The following is a 1,917-nucleotide window of genomic DNA, read 5'->3' on the forward strand; positions in this document are numbered from 1 at the left end:
AGCGCCAGGTTGCAAAATGCAGAGCGCCGATGTCGATGGAACCGCCAATCGGCTCGGGCACCGACAGATAGAGGCCGCCGATAAGACCTCGGACGACTTCTCTGATTATTAGGCCTAGCGCATAAGTTCCCAGCATAGCAACTATGGGTGCGGCATAGAAACGTCGGACTACCAGTCTCTCCAACGCCAGCCCTAACGCGCCGACGATGAACGGCGCAACCAACATGCCGACAATCACCGGCAAACCAATGCTATACACGACATAGGTAGTGTAGGCGCCAAGCAGGACAAACTCACCTTGGGCAAAGTTGAAAATTCCCATCATGCTCGCGATGATTCCGAGCCCGAGAACCACCAACACGATGATGGCGCCGAAACTCAGGATCTCGAATAGAGCGACAATCAGCGTGTCCATGTGCAACCTCGGGTCTGCAAAGTTGAGGGTCGAGAGCGATGCGAACTCTGAACGACCTGGCATCGCGTGAGCTTGGATTGGAGCGCCRCTCCAGCCCTCTTGCCTATGAAGTTAATCCGAAAAATTCTGTCGCATTTTCGGAGAGCACCCGTGTAGCCAAGCGCTCTGCATGGCGCGAATGGAAATAACCATCCGCAACCTTTTCCTCCAGCACATCGCCGATCAGGTGCCGCGCACTCTCTATTGCCGCGTACGATTCCTCGACATGCACGCAGTCGCCCCCGATCATCATTCGCGAGTGATCAGGCAAGACTTCGATCGCTTCGTGGAATGCCAGCTTGAAATAGGACGGGCTCAACAGAAAAGACCAGCACAAATCGAGCCACACGTTGCGGTAAACGAACGCCATGCCCAGCAAATCGCGACTCCACGGATATGCCAAGTGCATAAGCAGGAATCGCGTGCGAGGATGACGCTCAATCAGCCCAGCCATCCGCAACGGGTGCGAGCCCTTTAAGATCGCAGTGCCCAAGTGGGTCTGGACTGGCAAATCCATCTCACCTGCGAGTCGGCAGAACAAGTCCACCACGAAATCGCCAAACGCATTGCGCTGGGCAGCAGAGGGCGAGAGCTGCCCCCAGGCCTGGCGAGCAAGCCCCTCATTTGGCTCGTCGAAGTTTACGTCCCGGTCGTAGGCGAGTGCGTTTTTGAGTGCGACTTGATTTCGTCCACGGCAGCCGGCGACGAGCTCGCGGATGGCCTCGCAATAATCGTCAAAGGTCCTCACTTCCATGCCGAGCCGCGCGAGCATTGAATGAGCGGAATTTCCGTTGTGATCGAGCGATAGCGGATGCCATCCAAAAGCGAACGCATTGAAGCGGAGTACCGCGTCGTAACGATCACCCAGTTGAGGACGCAAATCCGAAACCGGGTCCAGGAAGGAGTCGGTCACGATTCTCTTTATACCGGCCCGTCTAACCACTTCCCTGGGCCAATGCACGTTTTTGTGGTGAGCTTGGACCGCGGCATCTACCGCTTCCCAATTCTCTCGCGTGATGCCGTCCTCGCCGGCTTGGCAAAGGTGTGAAATACCGCGGACCAAGTTGCGCACGAATGCGTTTGAGTAGCTTCTTTCCAGGTAAGGCGATAGAGCTTCCCAGCTGGTGGGCTCGACGTTGCTCGATACGATGTCCCCGGTGGCCTTCGGATCCGAGGGGAGCACATCCGTCGTCCAGGCCGCATAGCTCTGTCGAAACAACCTCAGCAGATTGACATCGCTGGCAAGTGTGATCTCAGGCATATGATGCTCATGGACGTCGACCACGTCGGACGTCTCGACAAATTCCCGGATTGATCCTGGCATTGCTGTGGCACTCCGCTAATCCACTGGAATGTTCGTCGGGATGGCTGCCTCTACGATCGGCGTTGAGGTATCGGTCTAAGGCGCCAAATACGCTAACAGGCGCGGGTCATCGCGCACCTCTTGTGAAGGGCCCGACAGG

General features: G+C 56.7%; 2 protein-coding genes. Both read right to left on the minus strand.

Annotated features, from left to right (window positions below; all coding sequences use genetic code 11):
• Nucleotides 1-415 (minus strand): ABC transporter permease subunit (locus tag ORS3428_RS08415; RefSeq protein ID WP_443136847.1); only part of this gene is annotated, 415 nt, incomplete at its 3' end.
• A 103-nt stretch (nucleotides 416-518) separates the two neighbouring features.
• The gene (locus ORS3428_RS08420) at nucleotides 519-1,778 is read right to left on the minus strand and encodes an amidohydrolase family protein (RefSeq protein ID WP_071096390.1); all 1,260 of its coding nucleotides are present in this window, start codon (nucleotides 1,776-1,778) and stop codon (nucleotides 519-521) included.
• Nucleotides 1,779-1,917: the final 139 nt, after the last annotated feature.

The sequence above is a fragment of the Mesorhizobium sp. ORS 3428 genome (genome assembly GCF_001854785.1).
In the GTDB taxonomy this organism is placed as follows: Bacteria; Pseudomonadota; Alphaproteobacteria; order Rhizobiales; family Rhizobiaceae; genus Mesorhizobium.